The organism is Syntrophomonas sp. DTU019, from assembly GCA_913757435.1.
GTDB lineage: Bacteria > Bacillota > Syntrophomonadia > Syntrophomonadales > Syntrophomonadaceae > DTU019.
Map to the genome: position 1 here is coordinate 19055 of CAJYDM010000003.1, position 16922 is coordinate 35976.

Below are 16922 nucleotides of genomic sequence, written 5' to 3' on the forward strand. Positions count from 1 at the left end.
TGTTTTATTATAAAAAAACTATATTTGTATTATATTTATATTTTTTGGGGGGGAAAAGGAGGAAGAATCATGTACAAGATTGCAGTAGTTGGAACAGGCTATGTAGGCTTGGAAGGGGAGCTATGACCTATGCTGAAAACCCGGAAGCAGCCTTAAAAAGTGCTAATGTATGCTTTCTCTTTACGGAATGGGGAGAGATCCAGGCAGTAGAGCCTATTACATACAAGCGACTCATGAGAACGCCTCTGGTATATGACGGAAGAAATATATATAACGTAGAAGATATGTATAGAGCTGGAATAGAGTACTATTCTATAGGAAGACCTAATATTAATATTTCTAATGCGTTTTCTGAAGCTGCAGTAGCTAGTGAATAACAACACTCATTAGGATCGAACCCACCGTTATTAGGGCATTAAAATGAATTACAGAGAAATTTTGAGCAAGCTGCACGGTAATTGGGATAAATGATTTTTGAAATATACCTATTAAATCCTTTGAGACTTGCAGATGCCATCCTCTAGTCCGTTTGGTTTATGCATCCTAAAGTTCAGTTCATGGAACAATCCCGATAAGCTGTCAACAGCGATTGAGTTAATAGAACAGTACACCGACAAAAATGCCGATAAGATTTATAAGGAGTTCCACAAGGCCGATATATTAGCTACTTGGGCAGATATCAGCAAGGCCAAACGGCTTTTGGATTGGGAGCCTACGGTTAGCCAGGCTGAAGGGATCAGTCGCTCGGTTGAGTGGGCTAAGGAGAATTGGGAGTGGGTGAGTACGCTGACACTTTAGTCAATTAGCCATATAAGTCTCCATATGAATGAATTTGGCTTTGGTATCGTCTCTTATATCCGGCTATATGGCTGGCCTTGAGTGAAGCTGGTTCTCCGGAAATCCGAAGTGATATTACCCTTGTTACGAGGATAGCATTTATGTAGAGAACTTAGAGAGTATTTAATACAAGGCTTAATGAGGTGACTGATAATGTTCAAAAACAAAACCCTCTTGATTACCGGTGGCACCGGTTCATTTGGCAACGCGGTGTTGAAGAGATTTCTTGACACTGAGATCGGTGAGATCCGCATTTTCTCCCGCGATGAGAAGAAGCAGGATGATATGCGCAAAACCTTTAAGAATGATAAGATCAAGTTCTATATCGGGGATGTGCGCGACCTGCAGAGTGTAAAGAACGCTATGCATGGGGTCGATTACATATTCCATGCGGCTGCTTTAAAACAGGTGCCTTCCTGCGAGTTTTTTCCCATGGAGGCGGTCAAGACTAATATACTGGGTACGGACAACGTCCTGACCGCAGCCATAGCCGAAGGGGTCAAGAAGGTGATCTGCCTGTCTACCGACAAGGCGGCTTATCCGATCAATGCCATGGGAATGTCCAAGGCCTTGATGGAAAAGGTGATGCGGGCCAGATCGGCCACGGTGTCACCGGAGCGCACCTTGATTTGCGGCACCAGGTACGGCAATGTAATTGCCTCACGGGGCTCGGTGATTCCGCTGTTCATCGAGCAGATCAAAAATGGACAGGCCCTGACGGTGACCGACCCTAATATGACGCGGTTTCTGATGAGTTTGGATGCCGCCGTGAACCTGGTCATTTTCGCCTTTTATAAGGCTCAGGCCGGTGATATCATGGTGCAGAAGTCCCCGGCTAGCACCGTGGGGGATCTGGCCCAGGCGGTTAAAGAGGTGTTTGCGGCTGAAAATGAGATCCGCATCATCGGGACCCGCCACGGGGAGAAGCTGTATGAGACTCTGCTAACAAAGGAGGAGTATCTGCAGGCCGAGGATTTGGGCGATTTCTACCGGGTGCCGGCCGATAAGCGCGACCTCAATTATGACAAGTATTTCTATGACGGCGATGTGCAGTTGTCTGCTGCGGAGGAATATACCTCTCACAATACCCGGCGTTTGACCGTGGAAGAGGTGAAACAGATTCTGCTGTCGCTCGCATTTGTGCAGGACGAGCTGAGGAACTGGAGGCATTAGTTTTGAAAATACTTGTTACCGGTGCTAATGGGTTTGTGGGCAGGAATATCATAGCTGAATTGCGCAACCGGGGTTACAGCGATATCTATCCCTTTGACCTGGATACTGATCCTGCCCTGCTGGACAGATATACCGGGGATTGTGAGTTCGTATTCCACCTGGCCGGGGTCAACCGCCCGTCAGAGACCTGGGAGTTCATGGCGGGAAATCGCGGTTTTACCGCACAGTTGTTGAATTCGCTGAAGAATAACCGTAACCCCTGCCCGGTTTTGATGAGCTCATCTATACAGGCTAGACTCGACAACCCTTACGGTCAGAGCAAGAAGGCCGGCGAAGACCTGCTGTTCGCTTATGGCCAGGCCAGCGGGGCTAGAGTCCTTATATATCGCCTCCCAAATGTTTTCGGCAAATGGTGCCGCCCCAATTATAACAGCGCGGTGGCTACGTTCTGCCACAATATCGCCCGTGATCTTCCTATTACAGTGAATGACCCTGGGGTGGTATTGAACCTGGTTTACATAGACGATGTGGTCGATGAGTTTATAAAGGCATTGAGCGGCAATGAGACCAGGCACGGGGATTTCTGCTCGGTGCCGACCGTTTATACCGTCAAACTGGGAGAGATTGCGGAACTGATATATTCATTTAAGAAGAGCCGCAAAGATCTTGCTATTCCTAATATGGCCGATGGCTTCACCAAAAAACTCTATGCCACTTACCTGAGCTACTTGCCGATTGATCAGTTCAGCTATCCGCTAAAGATGAACGTTGATGATCGCGGCAGCTTCACTGAGATGATACGCACCCCGGATAGAGGTCAGGTGTCGGTCAACATAAGCAGGCCGGGGATTACTAAGGGCAATCACTGGCACCACACCAAGAATGAGAAGTTTCTGGTGGTCAGCGGGACCGGGGTAATTCGTTTCCGCAAAGTGGACTCCTCTGAGGTTATTGAGTATAGGGTCAGCGGGGAAAAGCTAGAGGTAGTGGATATCCCGCCGGGCTACACCCACAATATCGAGAACCTGGGCGACACGGATATGGTGACTATTATGTGGGCTAATGAGCCGTTTGATCCGGAGAGGCCGGATACGTACTTTTTGGGGGTTTAACAGTGGTTGAACGGTAGTTTAACATGGTTTAACATGGTTAAACCATGGTTAAACAACATTAAACAACCGTTAAACAATGTTAAACCACGTTAAACCATATTGGACCATGTTTTAAGCGGGAGGTTGTCTTAATGCATAAATTACGACTGATGACCATAATAGGAACCAGGCCAGAGATCATCCGCCTGTCCGAGGTTATTAAGAAAGCGGATAAGTATTTCGAGCATGTGCTGGTGCATACCGGGCAGAATTGGGATTATACCCTCAACCAGATTTTTTTCAAAGATTTGGGCTTGAGGGAACCGGATCATTACCTGGACGCGGTGGGCGAGGATCTGGGTGAGACCATTGGAAACATCATTGCGAGGAGCTACCGGCTGATAGGTGATGTGAAGCCTGATGCCCTATTGATATTGGGTGATACCAACTCGGCATTGTCAGCCATAGCCGCCAAGAGGCTGAAGGTGCCGATTTTCCATATGGAGGCCGGTAACCGTTGTTTTGACGAGAATCTGCCCGAGGAGACCAATCGGCGCATCGTTGATCATATTGCCGATGTGAATTTGTGCTATAGCGAGCATGCCCGGCGCTATTTGAATTATGAGGGAGTGGCTAAGGAGCGGACTTTTGTGACCGGCTCTCCGATGGCCGAGGTGTTAAACGCCAATATAGATAAGATTTTACACAGCAAGATCTTGGATGATTTGGGATTGGAACCAGGCCGCTACATCCTGCTCTCTGCTCACCGGGAGGAGAATATCGACCTGGAGAAAAACTTTTTTGCTCTGATGGAGGCAGTTAATGCCATGGCCGAAAAATATGATATGCCAGTCATCTACAGCACCCATCCCCGCAGCGCAAAATTCATCGAGCAGCGCCAGTTTAAATTCCACCCTCTGGTAAAAAGTCTAAAGCCTTTCGGTTTTTCTGATTACAACCACCTGCAGCTGCATGCTTTCTGTGTAGTATCAGACAGCGGGACCCTGCCGGAGGAAGCCTCATATTTCAAGTTCCCGGCGGTGTGTGTGCGCACCAGCACCGAGCGCCCCGAGGCCTTGGATAAGGGGAATTTTGTATTGGGTGGTTTGAGCGCGGTCGAATTACTGCAAGCCGTGGATCTGGCAGTTGCCACAGGCCAGAACGGTGACCTGGGAGCAGATGTCCCCGACTATGTGGACGAAAATGTCAGCACCAAGGTGGTTAAGATAATTCAAGGCTATACGGGGATCGTTAATCGCAGGGTTTGGGGGAAGTAGAAACCTGCTCGATCGGAGCTTCGAGCGGAGCACTGTAGCGGCCATTGAGTGGTATCGGGAGAGTTTGTAGTGAGCTGTATGGATATTGAAATATGAAGAACCCCAAGAAACTTTTTATTACCTTAGCCATTATATTGGCTGTAATACTTTTGGGCAGATTATCTTTACCTGCATTGGGCACTTATCTGGTAGCACAGGATGAACCACAGCAAAGCGATATCATTGTCCTACTCATGGGAAGCGGCCCGGATCGGATGCTTGGCGCGGTGGATCTTTATAAGCAGGGGTATGCTGACGAAATAGTGATGGCCAGAAATATGGTTAGTGGCTATGATCTGGTTGTGAGTCAAGGGATTAAAATTCCGCATGATACCGGCATTGCTAAGGAAGTGGCGGTGCAGATGGGAGTACCGGCAAAAAAGATAATTATCCTGCCCGGTGATGCATCAAGCACCCTGGATGAAGCGATAGCGGTGAGGGAATACCTGAAGAGCGAGTCAGGTATAGATTCTTTAATTATTGTGACTTCTAAATCACATTCCGGGCGGGCAAAGAAGATTTTTGATAAAGCAATGAATTCCCTAGATAGGGAAATAAGGGTCATATCTTGCCCCACAAGGTATGATAATTTTAATGCCGAGAGATGGTGGCAAAACCGAGAGGATTTGGAAAGGGGAGCTTTGGAGTATTTGAAATTGTTTTACTTTTTCGTAAGGGGGCAATTTGAGCTGTAAGTAGAGCGGGGGCGAGCCACCAAGTTCTAATAACCAATCCTTTCCAGCAGCATACGATATAACAAATCTGCTTAAAGAGGGGAACGGTTGTGAATTACCGGGTATGTTTTACAGCCTATCTGCGGCGTCACGGGCGCAGGGAATCCACGGTGAGGATTTATATTCGAGCTTTGGATGAGTTCTGTAAATATAGTGAACGCGCGGGAAGGCGTTTGTCCATGCAGGCTCGGTTAAGGCCAGAACAGGTGGAATTATATAAACAATATCTGTTGCGTGAAAGGGGGCCTGCGGCCAGCGACGGTAAATCAGCGTCTGTCGGCTTTGTCGGCCTTTGCACGTTTTCTGATCTACCGGGGCATCTTAAGCGGCAACCCCCTGGAGCTTATAAGCCGGGTAGGGAGAGCGTCGCGTAACCCGGCTGCCGTGAAATCGTCGTGGGAAGATGTTCAACGGGTTCGTGCCCAGGTTCACAGCGATATGCTCAATTTACGCGACCGGGCAATAATTGAGCTGCTATACGCCGGATTGACGGTGCGGGAATTGTGCAGTTTGAGGTATGACCGGCTCTGGAGCCCGGATAACAGCAGGCTTACGGTAGGGGAGCGAGTGGTGACGCTTCATGCCCGGGCTTGTTTGGCCTTGGCGCATTATTTGATCTTAAGGCCTATTTTAAAGGGCTGCTATCTAATGGTGGGAAACGGAGCGGAGAATGCTCTTAAACGCAGTAGTGTTTACAGCACGGTGCGGCGTTTAGCCAGGCTAGCCGGGGTGAGGGTAAAGGTTAAAGACCTGCGCCAAGGCCGTTATATAGCCGAGGTGTTAGGTTTCAGCCCGGTATTTATTGCTGCTGGCGTGGCGGCATAAAGAACGGGATATACTCATCATGGTTTAAGGGATGGTTTTCCGAACGGTCGCCTGACATAGGCTTTTCGGCAATTTAGCCAGGCGTTATAAGGGGACAGGTAGTTGTGTAACTATGACGTTACACAACCACCTGTCCCTTTGTTATGTCGCTTCCTTTTATTAGATGCAGTGGTAAAAAGGCTGGTTCATGTCAAATAAAGGCAACCGGAATATACTACATTAGGAAAGGAGTGATAAAACATGCATAAAAGGCCGAGCTGTGATTCAGAGCGAGACCTTATAGTTAAACCGGAATGTAATCCTATAAACAACATAAACAATCAGATAACCGTATTCACTAAAGAGCAAGAAAGATGTATGCCGCCAGCCTGTTGCTGCGCAACCGGAGAGCTGATTAGAAATGGGGGTTTTGAGATCCCCGGCTTTACAGCCGGCGTACCATTTGCCGATTGGACATCTCAAGCTGCTCCCGAATCACGTGTGGTCAGAACCAACACTAATGTTTTCCAGGGCTGCTACGCAGCCAGCATTGAGACCAATGTTATACAAGACCCTATAACCAGGTCAGTGCGGCTTTTCCAACCTGTTCTTGTGACACCTGGATGTCTGTACAGGCTGACATTCGCCGAAAAATTAATCACGCCAGGTACTCTTGACAGCGCCCTGCCAACCCTTATTGCGAAAGTCATTTATGTCTACCAGGGCTCTGCATTCGAACTTTTAACTCACACTATTCAAAAATCCAGAGCAGATGCGAAATATAACCTTCACATCGCCGCGGCCAAGATTCCCGTACCCTGTAATATATCCGGAGTTATAGTGCGGTTTGAATTCTTTTTACCTGGTTTCGGAGGCGCGGTATGGAATTTGGATGCTGTGTCATTGCGAACCATTTCCAAGACTTCTGCCTGCTGCTGTAAGGAGTGATTGATATGATGATAAGAAAACCGCGGATAAACCCGCTTTACAGAAACTATGGCGTATATGGAACCGTTTCACCCAGCAGAGAGAAGTGCATTCCGCCAGCCTGTTTTTGCGAAAGAGGAGAACTGCTTAAAAACGGGGGATTTGAAACCCTCAGCCCAAACCCCTTCGAGTTGTTTGCTGGCTGGATATTACAAAGCCGGACCCTGGATATAGGTCTGACCCAAGCTACCGTAAATGTATACCAGGGCAATTCCGCCGCAAGCGTCCAGACAACCGCGCCGCCGGTGGTAGGGGTTTCAATCCTGGTTCTGCGGCAGTATGTTGATGTGACGCCCGGCTGCCTGTACAGATTGAAGTTTGCTGAAAGAATGGTAACTTTCGTCGGGGATGACGGCCACCTGCCACTGCTGGTAGCCAGGGTCGTTTACCTGGACAGAAACTTAAATGAATACGAGCTTTTAAATATCCCTATTCAAAAGACCGCAGCAGATACAGAATACAACCTTCACGAACAGACTACCAACCTTCCCGTGCCCTGTGACGTGCCAGGAATTGTTGTGCAGTTCAGCTTCTATATAACGGATGCCCCAGGCTCGGTGTGGAATCTGGATGCCGTCTCGCTGCAGTCGGTTGCGCGGATTTCCGCCTGCTGCTGAAAAGTCTAAGGAAGCCTTTAAAGGGCAAAAGTCGGTGAAGGTTTATCCATGCATATGGTCAATGATGAGTAGAAAGGAGTGTCGGATTTGATAAGGAGAGATTTGGAAGACTGCTTCCCTGGACCGCCCTGTCCCGGCGGCAGTCTGGTAAACCACAATAAAGATAACCATCTGAAGATAGAAATAGATGGGCCAAAATGCTGCCCTATAACGGAATGTCCCTGTGAGGGTGGAGAACTTATAAAAAATGGCGGGTTTGAAATGCGCAACGCTGACCTTACCCAGGAATTTGCATACTGGAGAGCGGTGAACCCGGTTTCGAATACGACTGTAACTACCTATTCAAATATGCCGGTATACGAGGGATATAAGGCGGCACAGTTTCAAACTAATACTACCCCCGCGGAACTGCATGCCATATCCCTTCAGCAGCATATCACTGTAACCCCGGGCTGTATTTATCGGTTCAGCTTTGCGGAAAACTTTCTTGGTGGGCCGGCAGGCGCCGTTCTTCAACCCAGCCTTATAGGGAGGGTATATTATACCGATTGTGCCGGCAGCCAATTTGACCTCATAAATATTCCTATTGTAAAGGAGAATATTCCCCTTAATATTGATAAGGGTTATAGCTACCATCAAAAAACCGCTGATATACCTGTACCATGCGATGTTTCAAAAGTTACGGTACAGTTTGATTTTATCAGCAGTAATGATTCCGGGGGTACCCGGTGGCTCTTAGACGGTGTAAGCCTGCGAGCCATATCTTCCGCATCTTCCTGTTCCAAAGATGGGTGTGTTTCTTCCATGGGCATTTGCAGGCCGGGAAACCTGATTAAAAACGGCGATTTTGAGGATTTTACCGAGATTAACCGTGGCTCGCCATTCCTATACTGGTATCAAATTCCGGAAGATAGCGACCTGGCAATAGTAGAAACCTTTTCCAGCGCGGGTTATGAAGGGCTTAATCAAGCATTATTCGTGACATTTCCCGGTGCTCAACCCAAATCAGTATCCCTTCGCCAAATCGTTACGGTAACACCAGGCTGTAGATTGGAGCTCAGCTTTGCGGAGTACTTTATTACCCGTGGTGAATCTGCCGAAAATACCCCCCGGCTTATAGGGAGGGTCTTTTGGGTAGACGACAGTGGCACTGAGTTTGACCTTATAAATGTTGCGATTGCTAAGTTCGACCATGAAAGCGATGAAGAAAAGGGTTATTCCTTCCACACCGGGACCGCAGATGTCCCTGTGCCCTGTAATGTAAGCAGCGTCTACGTACAGTTTGATTTTTCCGTAACTGATAATGGAGGCACCCAATGGGCTTTGGACGCGGTACAGCTGAGGGCAGTCCTCTGGGAATCGATTTGCTGCCAGTGTTTTAAGGAGGTGGCTTTAAATGCCAAATTGTAGATTCTCAGGCTGCCGCTGTGAAACTGGGGATCTGATTAAAAACGGGGGGGTTGAGGTGACCAGCACCGAACCAGGATTACCTTTTCAGTACTGGAAAGAAATTAATCCGAGCTTTGCCAGGGTAGCTAATGAGCCGGTCCTCACCAATATTGCCTACGAGAAACTGGCCGCAGCCAGGTTTGAAGCTCCGAATATACTACATTGGGAAAGGAGTGATAGAACATGTATAAAAGGCCGAGCTGTGATTCAGAGCGGGACCTTATAGTTAAACCGGAATGTAATCCTATCAACAACATTAACAATCAAATAACTGTATTTACTAAAGGAGACAGGTGTCTGCCGATAAGCTGTTGCTGCGCAACCGAAGAGCTGATTAGAAATGGGGGTTTCGAGATCCCCGGCGTTCAAACCGGCGCCCAATTTGCCAATTGGGCAGCGTTCCCTTCTTCCGATTCAAGTGTGGTCAGAACCAACACTAATGTTTACCAGGGTTACAGCGCTGCCAGCATTGAGACTAATGTGTTACCCGAACCTGTAACCAGGACAATACTTCTTTTCCAACCTGTCACGGTGACGCCCGGCTGTTTGTATAGGCTGGCATTCGCCGAGAAATTGGTGGCGTCAGGTACTATTGACACCGACCTGCTAACCCTTATAGCGAGGGTTACTTATCTCTACCAGGGCTCGGAATTCGCACTTTTAACCGAGACTATTCAAAAATCCGGAGCAGATGCGAAATATAACCTTCACATCACCGCAGCCAAGTTTCCCGTACCCTGTAATGTGTCAGGAGTTTTAGTGCAGTTTGATTTCATAATGCCTGGCCTCGGAGGCGCGGTATGGAATTTGGATGCTGTGTCATTGCGAGCCATATCCAAGACTTCTGTCTGCTGCTGTAAGGAGTGATTGATATGATAAGAACTCCAGGGTTAAACCCCCTTTACAGAAATTATGGCGTATGTGGAACGGTTTCACCTAAAGGAGGGGAGAAGTGCATTCCACAGGTCTGTTTTTGCGAAAGGGGAGAACTGCTTAAAAACGGGGGATTTGAAATTCCCGGCCCAAACCAATTAGACCTGTTTGCTAGCTGGCTATTACAAGCCCATACACCGGATATAGATCTGTTCAGAGATACGGTAAATGTTTATCAAGGCAACGCCGCCGCAAGCGTTCAGACAAACGATCTGCCGATTGTTGGGGCTTCAACCCTCATTCTGCGCCAGCATGTAGATGTGACGCCTGGCTGTCTGTACAATTTGAAGTTTGCTGAAAGAATGGTCACTTTCATCGGGGATAACGGCCACCTGCCACTGCTGGCAGCCAGGGTTGTTTACCTGGACAGAATCCATAATGAATACGAGCTTTTGAATATCACCATTCAAAAGACTGCAGCAGATGAAGAATACAACCTTCACGAACAGACCGCCGACCTTCCCGTGCCCTGTGACGTACCGGGAATTATTGTGCAGTTCAGTTTCTATATAACGGATGCCCCGGGCTCAGTGTGGAACCTGGATGCCGTATCGCTGCAGTCGGTTGCGCAGATTTCCGCCTGCTGCTGAAAAGTTGAATGGAGGTGGCTTTAAATGCCAAATTGTAAATTCTCAAGCTGCCGTTGTGAAAGCGGGGAATTGATTAAAAACGGGGGTTTTGAGGTGCCTAGCGCCGAACCAGGATTCCCTTTTCAGTACTGGGAAGAGATTAATCCGAGCTTTGCCAGGGTAGCGAATGAGCCGGTCCTCACCAATATTGCCTACGAGGGACTGGCCGCAGCCAGGTTTGATAGTTTGACTACCGTTACCGAAGAAGATAAGTCAGTAACATTGCAGCAGACCGTAATTGTAACCCCTGGCTGCACCTATAGGTTAAGCTTCGCGGAAAACCTTTTCGCTAAGGGCAATGGTACAGCCACAGCGATACCTTTCCTAACCGCCAGGGTCATATACGTGGATAACTTTGGCAACGATGTTGACCTCATTATAATACCCATAGCAAAATTCAGCCAGGACCACGATCCCAACCGGGGTTATACCTTCCGCCAGGCGGTGACTGATGTGCCTGTGCCATGCGATGTAGCAGAGCTTATAGTCCGTTTTGAATATTTTGAAAACAGCACCACTGGAAGCTCCTGGTTATTAGACGGCGTATCTTTGAGGGCAGTATTCCCCATATCAGCCTGCTGCGACCATAATAAAAACTGTGTAATAAAGTAATTCCCAATATAAAGCCAGTACAGCGACACTCGGGGCGACAGAAGGGGACCGTCCCCTTCTGTCATGTTCAGTTATTGAATTATTGCTTAATAACTGAATAACTGTTGTGCCTGGCACATAAGTAGGACCTTGCCCGATTTATCGATGCTGATCAAAAAGAATAGGGTTGCCATCAGGATCTATTACCATAAAACTGCCTGGCCCATTTGTTTCCGGATCAACCTCGTTTATTATCTCAATTCCTGCTTTGCGGAGGCTTTCTTGTATGACTCTAATATCATCAAAAGGATTTACTTCTTCAGCATTATTGTTCCATCCCGGATTAAATGTGAGGATATTTCTCTCAAACATACCTTGAAATAAACCAATTACGCAATCACCATGTTTCATAATCAACCACTTCTCATCGATGTTACCCAAGAAGACCTGAAATCCTAATTTTTCATAAAAACTTTTAGAAGCTTGAATATCTTTTACAGTTAAACTTAATGAGTTTGCTCCTAAGTGCATAATATTCCTCCTTTAAAAGCGCTGCTGTTCGGTTCATCGCTATTTGGTTCGATCCACTGTGAATGCATGGGACGTTAGGCCTAATCCTGTAGGTTAATCTTGACATATTCTGCATGTGGGTATTACTATAATATGTATCAGGAGAAAAGGCAAACTCGCCGAAAGGCGGGGACGCAAAGCCACGGGTCTAAAGACGCCAGGTCAATGATAGCCGGGTTGCCAGGAATAAGTGTTCTTGAGGATATTTGATCTGCTTGGCATCCAGCTTAAGCAGATTTTTTAATTTAATACTGGTCAGGACGGCGGGGCCTTAAAGCCCCTCACCGATAAAGGCAAACTCGCCGAAAGGCGAGGACGCAAAGCCATGGGTCTACTGACGCAAGTCTATGATCGCCAGGCCGCCGAAGAAGAGGATTTAAGTATCCGCCTTTTTTATACGGTCCGTCCTTAATGACAAAGGAGGACCTGCATAATGCCAGCATCAACAGACCGTATTGGAAGTCTAAAAATCAAAGCCTTGGTACTTTTATTATGCTTCGTCTTCACTTCCTTCCCCGCGGTTGCTTTTGCATCTCCACAAGATGTAATCATAGACACCGGGGCAATACAATTGGGGATCGTTGACATTGCTTATCTAAGTGACAGCCCCAACAAGGTAAAGGTTATGATCGAAAAGGGTTCTGAAAGACGTACCTATGATCTGAGAGCCGATGGTTCCACGCAAAGCTTTCCTCTTCAAATGGGCAATGGCGATTATACGGTAAGTGTACTGCAAAATAAACAGGGGACGAAATACAAGTATCTGAAGAAAGAATACGTTTCTTTAGCTCTGCAAGACCAGAGCGTGCTGTTTTTGAACTCCATACAGAATATCGATTTTAGCAGTGGATCAGTTGCAGATCAGGCAGATGAACTTACCCGGGGGCTGGCTAGCGATCAGGCTAAGGCAGAAGCCATATACAACTACATCGTAAACAACTGCGGCTACGACTATGACAAAAAGAGAACCGTGCAAACTGGCTATATCCCCGATCCCATTGATACAATGCTTACTAAAAAGGGCATCTGCTATGATTATGCCTCACTTTATGCTTCAATGACGCGAAGTGTTGGCATACCGTGCAAATTGGTGAAAGGATATGCAGATAATGTGAACGGCTATCATGCCTGGAATGAAGTAGGTATAGACGGAAAATGGGTCGTTGTGGACACTACCTCCGATATGCAGCTGAGAGCGGTTGGGAAGGCATACACTATGGAAAAACCGACAGCATCTTATTCAAAAACATACGAGTATTAAAATTGTATTAAAAGCCCTGTAAATCGACAGAAAACCTGCACATTGTATGCAGGTTTTTGTTTTCCATTTTCGTATTGGTGGATATGGCACTTTTTAGTATAATTGTATGCACAGTTGTCATTGATCTGTCAGTTCCAACCAGGTTCACAGGAGTTGATTGAATGAACGTACAACAACATAATGATAATATTTCAAATCGAATAAAGATCGTTACGCTGGGTGAATTTAGAATAATACCAAAAAATGGAGAGGCATACAATACTTCAAGCAGATCGAATCGGCTTTGGAGCTTGTTTAAGTATCTTCTCAATAATTTAAATAAAGGAATCACTCCGGAAATCCTTCTAGAGAACGTCTCCCCCGAAGCAGACTATATTGATCCAAGCAATGCGGTCAATAACATGATTTACCGTTTACGAAAGCTCTTGTCCAATGATTCAATTTTTGAGAATAGAAAAGATATCATTCTATTTACAAATGGATGCTATATGTTGAATTTGAGAGAAGACGTCTGGATCGATTTCATCGAACTGGAAAGATCATTTAATACTGCTGAAGCCTTAAAAAGAGAAGATCCTAAGCAAGCTATCGAATATTACCTAAATGCTTTTGATATCTATGGCGGGGAACTCTTGCCGGAGCTGGTTTATGAGAGCTGGATTTTCCCCAAAAGAACCTATTACCGCAATTTATATCTTAAAATTATTGCGAATTTGACGAAGCTGTATGCGGATCAAAAGTCATATGGGGCTATCGTGGAAATATGCCAAAAGGCAATTTCTATTGAGCCATATGAAGAAGAGCTCTATGTGCGATTGATGGAAAATTTGATTCTTATGGGGAAAATTAAAGAAGCCAAAGACTACTATGAGAAGACTGTCAGCATTCTTGAAAAGGAATTTGGTATTCGATCAACCCCCGAACTGCAAAGGATAGCGCAAATGCTGAAAACAGAGTATGTACAGATCAAGACCGACAGCCAGGTCATGTCCCAGCTCCTGGGCGAGATGGACGGGGCTTTTTTCTGTGACTATAGGGACTTTTATACGATTTATGTATTGGAAAAAAGGAAATGTGAAAGGTCGGGAAATGGCCTTTGTCCGGTTTGTATCGAATTTGAAAACGGCCAGAATGTTTTCAAATCGAATGCTCAGAAGAATTCTGCCATAAAGGAATTTAAGGAAACGCTGATCAACGGCTTGAGAAAAGGGGATTTGGTCAGTTTGGTCAATAAAACCCGGTTTTTGATTTTGCTGGACAATGCCGAATATCAGACCGTTAAGTTGGTCATGAGCAGAATGATCGACCAGTTTCTTAAAAAGAGTGCTTTTAAAGATATTGTCCTGGAGATACAAGTTTGCCCTTCCCTACCTAAGCCGAAAAGCAACTGACAACCCCTGCCTATAATGCTTCATCGTTTAACCGACTGCTCCCGTTCTGCGCCTAACCGATGCAAACGACTCCGCTCGCACCGAACATAGTCATCGTATCCGACTGTTCCCGTTCGCGTCTAACTGCATCCCCACGTTCCGCTTCAACAATACCCTCAATTAAACAGCAGCCCCCGTTTAGGTCCAGCGGGGTCTCCAGTCCTTGTGCAAAAACTGCCAGGTGTAAAGCACGCTGCTCTATCCAATAAAACTCCGCACTTAAGAAGAACCCCCTGTGAATTGTACCCCGTAAAGCAAGCTACTCTATCCGATAAAATTATATATCTCAACGTAGGCTCCGGTCCTGATAAGTGTGATTGAACTGTGAGTAATATATGGTAATTTTGGATAAAGATCTGATTGATGTGAGGACATGGTATGAAAAAGGACAACAAAGAGCCAGTATACGCAGGAGAGCAGTCTGGTCAGTCCCAAGGGGATAGAACCTTCATTGTCAAGGTTAAATATAATCAGAACTTTAGCATGCAAGGTTCTATTCAGTGGATCGAGAAAGGCAAAATCGTCAATTTCCGGAGTGAGATGGAGTTGCTTTCTCTTTTGAGCGAATCTATGGACAACAATGAAATCAGAAGTTGGGAGGATGACAAGCAGGTACTATCAGTTGTTAAAGGCGACACTTAACCTTTATCAGGTTGGTGGCGTATAGGAGGGGATGCGATGAAGCGTGTTTTTATGTGGGCACTTTAGACACGATGGAGCAAGTAGTGCAACCGGCCTTTTCTTTATTTACATAGGGCAAATGAAGAGAGGAGCGATAATAATGTCAAAGAAGTTTTTTAAACAACTTGAGAACAAGCAAAAGAACTGGGAAAAGAACCAGGCCAGAAAACGTAAGCTAATAACGCACTTTTTGCTGGGCTCATTGGTTGTGAGCAGAGTATTTGTGCCTGGTATAGCCGCTGCGGATAATGATAAACACGATTTCAATAGTCCTGCTGCGGTATACAGCTCTATGATGGACTCTGACGATGGCTTGGATGACGACACCGACGCAGACGCCGATGCTGACGCAGATGCTGACGCAGACGCTGATGCTGACGCAGATGCAGACGCTGACGCAGATGCGGATGCAGACGACGATGGTGATGCGTTTACTTTTATGAAGATGTCAGCAGGTACAATGGATGTGCTTTCAGGCGGCGATGTAGCGAATCTGGAAAAAGGCGAGATTTTTGTAATTAAACAAGCACAGGGTGTTCTGATTTGGATAGAAAATGAGCCGGCAGACCTTGCCGAGCTGATTCAGTTCGTGAATGATAATGACCCCTCATCCGTCGGCAGAATGATAGAAGTAGTATCTGGACCTGGAACGTTTTACTTAAAAGATTACTTTGAAGGAAATCCATATAAGGAGACATCGATTACCGTAACTGCGTCTGGCGATGGATTTTCGATAGAAGTATTCGGAGATTATAGTCATTTTGAAGACTATGACTATGATGACGGAGACGCCGACGCGGATTGCGATGCCGACGCCGATTGTGACGCCGACGCGGATTGCGATGCCGACGCCGATTGTGACGCCGACGCGGATTGCGATGCCGACGCTGACGCCGATGCCGATGCTGACGCAGACGCTGACGCCGATGCCGATGCTGACGCCGATGCTGACGCTGATGCTGACGCCGATGCTGACGCCGATGCCGATGCTGACGCTGACGCCGATGCTGACGCAGATGCCGATGCCGACGCCGACGCTGACGCTGACGCCGATGCTGACGCTGACGCCGATGCTGACGCAGATGCCGATGCCGACGCCGATGCTGACGCCGATGCTGACGCCGACGCTGACGCAGATGCCGATGCCGACGCCGATGCTGACGCCGATGCTGACGCCGATGCTGACGCCGATGCCGATGCTGACGCTGACGCCGATGCTGACGCAGATGCCGATGCCGACGCCGACGCTGACGCTGACGCCGATGCTGACGCTGACGCCGATGCTGACGCAGATGCCGATGCTGACGCCGATGCTGACGCCGATGCTGACGCCGACGCTGACGCAGATGCCGACGCTGACGCCGACAGTGACTCAGATTCTGACAGCGATTCCGACTCCGACTCCGACAGCGACTCTGATTCAGATAGCGACAGCGATTCCGACTCCGACAGTGACTCCGACTCAGACAGTGACAGTGATGCCGATGCCGACGCAGACGCCGATGCCGACGCCGACGCTGATGCCGACGCCGACGCTGACGCAGATGCCGATGCAGATACTGATGTCGATACGGATATCGATATAGTGGATGAGGAAGTGCCCTTGGGCGATTTGGATCCCGAGTTGCCGAAAACAGGAGGTGCGGTCAGTTTACTCTCTTTGGCCGGACTGGGGATGCTTCTCTCCGGACTGGGATTGAGAAGAAAAGCTGATAAGAAAGAATAGTTGACTGCTTAAGAGCATAGCAGATTTATCATCAGAGCCTGATTCTTTATAATAGAATCAGGCTCTGTTTTGGGTGTTCCCTGATTGATGCCA

18 protein-coding genes and 3 riboswitches are annotated in these 16922 nt (G+C 47.3%); of the genes, 17 read left to right on the forward strand and 1 reads right to left on the reverse strand.

The features are described 5' to 3' along the window. Nucleotides 1-122: 122 nt before the first annotated feature. The 13 genes from AC15IQ_RS09000 (at nucleotide 123) to AC15IQ_RS09060 (ending at nucleotide 11182) form a co-directional block, all read left to right on the forward strand. Entirely contained in the window at nucleotides 123-377 is a 255-nt protein-coding gene (locus AC15IQ_RS09000) for a UDP binding domain-containing protein (RefSeq protein ID WP_483178648.1), read from the forward strand. Between the two features lie 133 nt (nucleotides 378-510). Beyond that, nucleotides 511-798 (forward strand): hypothetical protein, encoded by a 288-nt coding sequence (locus AC15IQ_RS09005; RefSeq protein ID WP_483178649.1) that lies wholly within the window; start codon nucleotides 511-513, stop codon nucleotides 796-798. A 192-nt stretch (nucleotides 799-990) separates the two neighbouring features. Beyond that, nucleotides 991-2010 (forward strand): polysaccharide biosynthesis protein, encoded by a 1020-nt coding sequence (locus tag AC15IQ_RS09010; RefSeq protein WP_483178650.1) that lies wholly within the window; start codon nucleotides 991-993, stop codon nucleotides 2008-2010. A 2-nt stretch (nucleotides 2011-2012) separates the two neighbouring features. Continuing rightward, a complete protein-coding gene (locus AC15IQ_RS09015; RefSeq protein ID WP_483178651.1) occupies nucleotides 2013-3122 on the forward strand; it encodes a capsular polysaccharide biosynthesis protein CapF in 1110 nt (369 codons plus the stop codon). A gap of 131 nt (nucleotides 3123-3253) precedes the next feature. Next, the gene (gene wecB, locus AC15IQ_RS09020) at nucleotides 3254-4378 is read left to right on the forward strand and encodes a non-hydrolyzing UDP-N-acetylglucosamine 2-epimerase (RefSeq protein ID WP_483178652.1); all 1125 of its coding nucleotides are present in this window, start codon (nucleotides 3254-3256) and stop codon (nucleotides 4376-4378) included. A 92-nt stretch (nucleotides 4379-4470) separates the two neighbouring features. Continuing rightward, a complete protein-coding gene (locus AC15IQ_RS09025; protein ID WP_483178653.1) occupies nucleotides 4471-5112 on the forward strand; it encodes a YdcF family protein in 642 nt (213 codons plus the stop codon). Nucleotides 5113-5385: 273 nt separating this feature from the next. Then, a complete protein-coding gene (locus AC15IQ_RS09030; protein WP_483178654.1) occupies nucleotides 5386-5976 on the forward strand; it encodes a tyrosine-type recombinase/integrase in 591 nt (196 codons plus the stop codon). Between the two features lie 932 nt (nucleotides 5977-6908). Continuing rightward, nucleotides 6909-7559 carry a hypothetical protein gene (locus AC15IQ_RS09035; protein ID WP_483178655.1) on the forward strand — a complete coding sequence of 217 codons (651 nt, stop codon included), beginning with the start codon at nucleotides 6909-6911 and terminating at the stop codon, nucleotides 7557-7559. Nucleotides 7560-7646: 87 nt separating this feature from the next. Beyond that, the gene (locus AC15IQ_RS09040; protein ID WP_483178656.1) at nucleotides 7647-8969 is read left to right on the forward strand and encodes a hypothetical protein; all 1323 of its coding nucleotides are present in this window, start codon (nucleotides 7647-7649) and stop codon (nucleotides 8967-8969) included. Then, nucleotides 8956-9234 (forward strand): hypothetical protein, encoded by a 279-nt coding sequence (locus tag AC15IQ_RS09045; protein ID WP_483178657.1) that lies wholly within the window; start codon nucleotides 8956-8958, stop codon nucleotides 9232-9234. Before AC15IQ_RS09040 ends, AC15IQ_RS09045 begins: the two co-directional genes overlap by 14 nt. Next, nucleotides 9192-9875 carry a hypothetical protein gene (locus AC15IQ_RS09050; RefSeq protein ID WP_483178658.1) on the forward strand — a complete coding sequence of 228 codons (684 nt, stop codon included), beginning with the start codon at nucleotides 9192-9194 and terminating at the stop codon, nucleotides 9873-9875. Before AC15IQ_RS09045 ends, AC15IQ_RS09050 begins: the two co-directional genes overlap by 43 nt. Nucleotides 9876-9880: 5 nt before the next feature. Continuing rightward, nucleotides 9881-10531, forward strand: coding sequence for a hypothetical protein (locus AC15IQ_RS09055; protein ID WP_483178659.1), 651 nt, complete (start codon nucleotides 9881-9883; stop codon nucleotides 10529-10531). 24 nt (nucleotides 10532-10555) lie between these two features. Beyond that, nucleotides 10556-11182, forward strand: coding sequence for a hypothetical protein (locus AC15IQ_RS09060; protein ID WP_483178660.1), 627 nt, complete (start codon nucleotides 10556-10558; stop codon nucleotides 11180-11182). Between the two features lie 138 nt (nucleotides 11183-11320). Here AC15IQ_RS09060 and AC15IQ_RS09065 read toward each other — a convergent pair whose 3' ends face one another. Beyond that, nucleotides 11321-11692, reverse strand: coding sequence for a VOC family protein (locus AC15IQ_RS09065; RefSeq protein ID WP_483178661.1), 372 nt, complete (start codon nucleotides 11690-11692; stop codon nucleotides 11321-11323). Between the two features lie 138 nt (nucleotides 11693-11830). Next, nucleotides 11831-11916, forward strand: a riboswitch (cyclic di-GMP riboswitch). Between the two features lie 97 nt (nucleotides 11917-12013). After that, nucleotides 12014-12098: riboswitch (cyclic di-GMP riboswitch) on the forward strand. 66 nt (nucleotides 12099-12164) lie between these two features. On the opposite strand from AC15IQ_RS09065, the gene AC15IQ_RS09070 reads away from it, so the two are divergent. The 4 genes from AC15IQ_RS09070 (at nucleotide 12165) to AC15IQ_RS09085 (ending at nucleotide 16829) form a co-directional block, all read left to right on the forward strand. Further along, nucleotides 12165-12992 (forward strand): transglutaminase-like domain-containing protein, encoded by an 828-nt coding sequence (locus tag AC15IQ_RS09070; RefSeq protein WP_483178662.1) that lies wholly within the window; start codon nucleotides 12165-12167, stop codon nucleotides 12990-12992. A 488-nt stretch (nucleotides 12993-13480) separates the two neighbouring features. Continuing rightward, complete coding sequence (locus tag AC15IQ_RS09075; RefSeq protein WP_483178663.1) at nucleotides 13481-14383, forward strand: bacterial transcriptional activator domain-containing protein; 903 nt, start codon at nucleotides 13481-13483, stop codon at nucleotides 14381-14383. A gap of 417 nt (nucleotides 14384-14800) precedes the next feature. Continuing rightward, on the forward strand, nucleotides 14801-15064 hold the full coding sequence (locus AC15IQ_RS09080; RefSeq protein WP_483178664.1) for a hypothetical protein: 264 nt from the start codon (nucleotides 14801-14803) through the stop codon (nucleotides 15062-15064). A gap of 20 nt (nucleotides 15065-15084) precedes the next feature. Continuing rightward, nucleotides 15085-15168, forward strand: a riboswitch (cyclic di-GMP riboswitch). Between the two features lie 35 nt (nucleotides 15169-15203). Continuing rightward, nucleotides 15204-16829 carry an LPXTG cell wall anchor domain-containing protein gene (locus AC15IQ_RS09085; protein WP_483178665.1) on the forward strand — a complete coding sequence of 542 codons (1626 nt, stop codon included), beginning with the start codon at nucleotides 15204-15206 and terminating at the stop codon, nucleotides 16827-16829. The last annotated feature ends 93 nt before the right edge of the window (nucleotides 16830-16922 follow it).

What these genes read in the sequence shown, in the direction of transcription:
- AC15IQ_RS09005 (WP_483178649.1), top strand. Translation starts at nt 511, where the DNA reads ATGCCATCCTCTAGTCCGTTTGGTTTATGCATCCTAAAGTTCAGTTCA.
- AC15IQ_RS09010 (WP_483178650.1), top strand. Translation starts at nt 991, where the DNA reads ATGTTCAAAAACAAAACCCTCTTGATTACCGGTGGCACCGGTTCATTT.
- AC15IQ_RS09060 (WP_483178660.1), top strand. Translation starts at nt 10,556, where the DNA reads ATGCCAAATTGTAAATTCTCAAGCTGCCGTTGTGAAAGCGGGGAATTG.
- AC15IQ_RS09070 (WP_483178662.1), top strand. Translation starts at nt 12,165, where the DNA reads ATGCCAGCATCAACAGACCGTATTGGAAGTCTAAAAATCAAAGCCTTG.
- AC15IQ_RS09045 (WP_483178657.1), top strand. Translation starts at nt 8,956, where the DNA reads ATGCCAAATTGTAGATTCTCAGGCTGCCGCTGTGAAACTGGGGATCTG.
- AC15IQ_RS09085 (WP_483178665.1), top strand. Translation starts at nt 15,204, where the DNA reads ATGTCAAAGAAGTTTTTTAAACAACTTGAGAACAAGCAAAAGAACTGG.
- AC15IQ_RS09025 (WP_483178653.1), top strand. Translation starts at nt 4,471, where the DNA reads ATGAAGAACCCCAAGAAACTTTTTATTACCTTAGCCATTATATTGGCT.
- wecB (WP_483178652.1), top strand. Translation starts at nt 3,254, where the DNA reads ATGCATAAATTACGACTGATGACCATAATAGGAACCAGGCCAGAGATC.
- AC15IQ_RS09000 (WP_483178648.1), top strand. Translation starts at nt 123, where the DNA reads ATGACCTATGCTGAAAACCCGGAAGCAGCCTTAAAAAGTGCTAATGTA.
- AC15IQ_RS09065 (WP_483178661.1), bottom strand. Translation starts at nt 11,692, where the DNA reads ATGCACTTAGGAGCAAACTCATTAAGTTTAACTGTAAAAGATATTCAA.
- AC15IQ_RS09075 (WP_483178663.1), top strand. Translation starts at nt 13,481, where the DNA reads ATGTTGAATTTGAGAGAAGACGTCTGGATCGATTTCATCGAACTGGAA.
- AC15IQ_RS09055 (WP_483178659.1), top strand. Translation starts at nt 9,881, where the DNA reads ATGATAAGAACTCCAGGGTTAAACCCCCTTTACAGAAATTATGGCGTA.
- AC15IQ_RS09035 (WP_483178655.1), top strand. Translation starts at nt 6,909, where the DNA reads ATGATGATAAGAAAACCGCGGATAAACCCGCTTTACAGAAACTATGGC.
- AC15IQ_RS09050 (WP_483178658.1), top strand. Translation starts at nt 9,192, where the DNA reads ATGTATAAAAGGCCGAGCTGTGATTCAGAGCGGGACCTTATAGTTAAA.
- AC15IQ_RS09080 (WP_483178664.1), top strand. Translation starts at nt 14,801, where the DNA reads ATGAAAAAGGACAACAAAGAGCCAGTATACGCAGGAGAGCAGTCTGGT.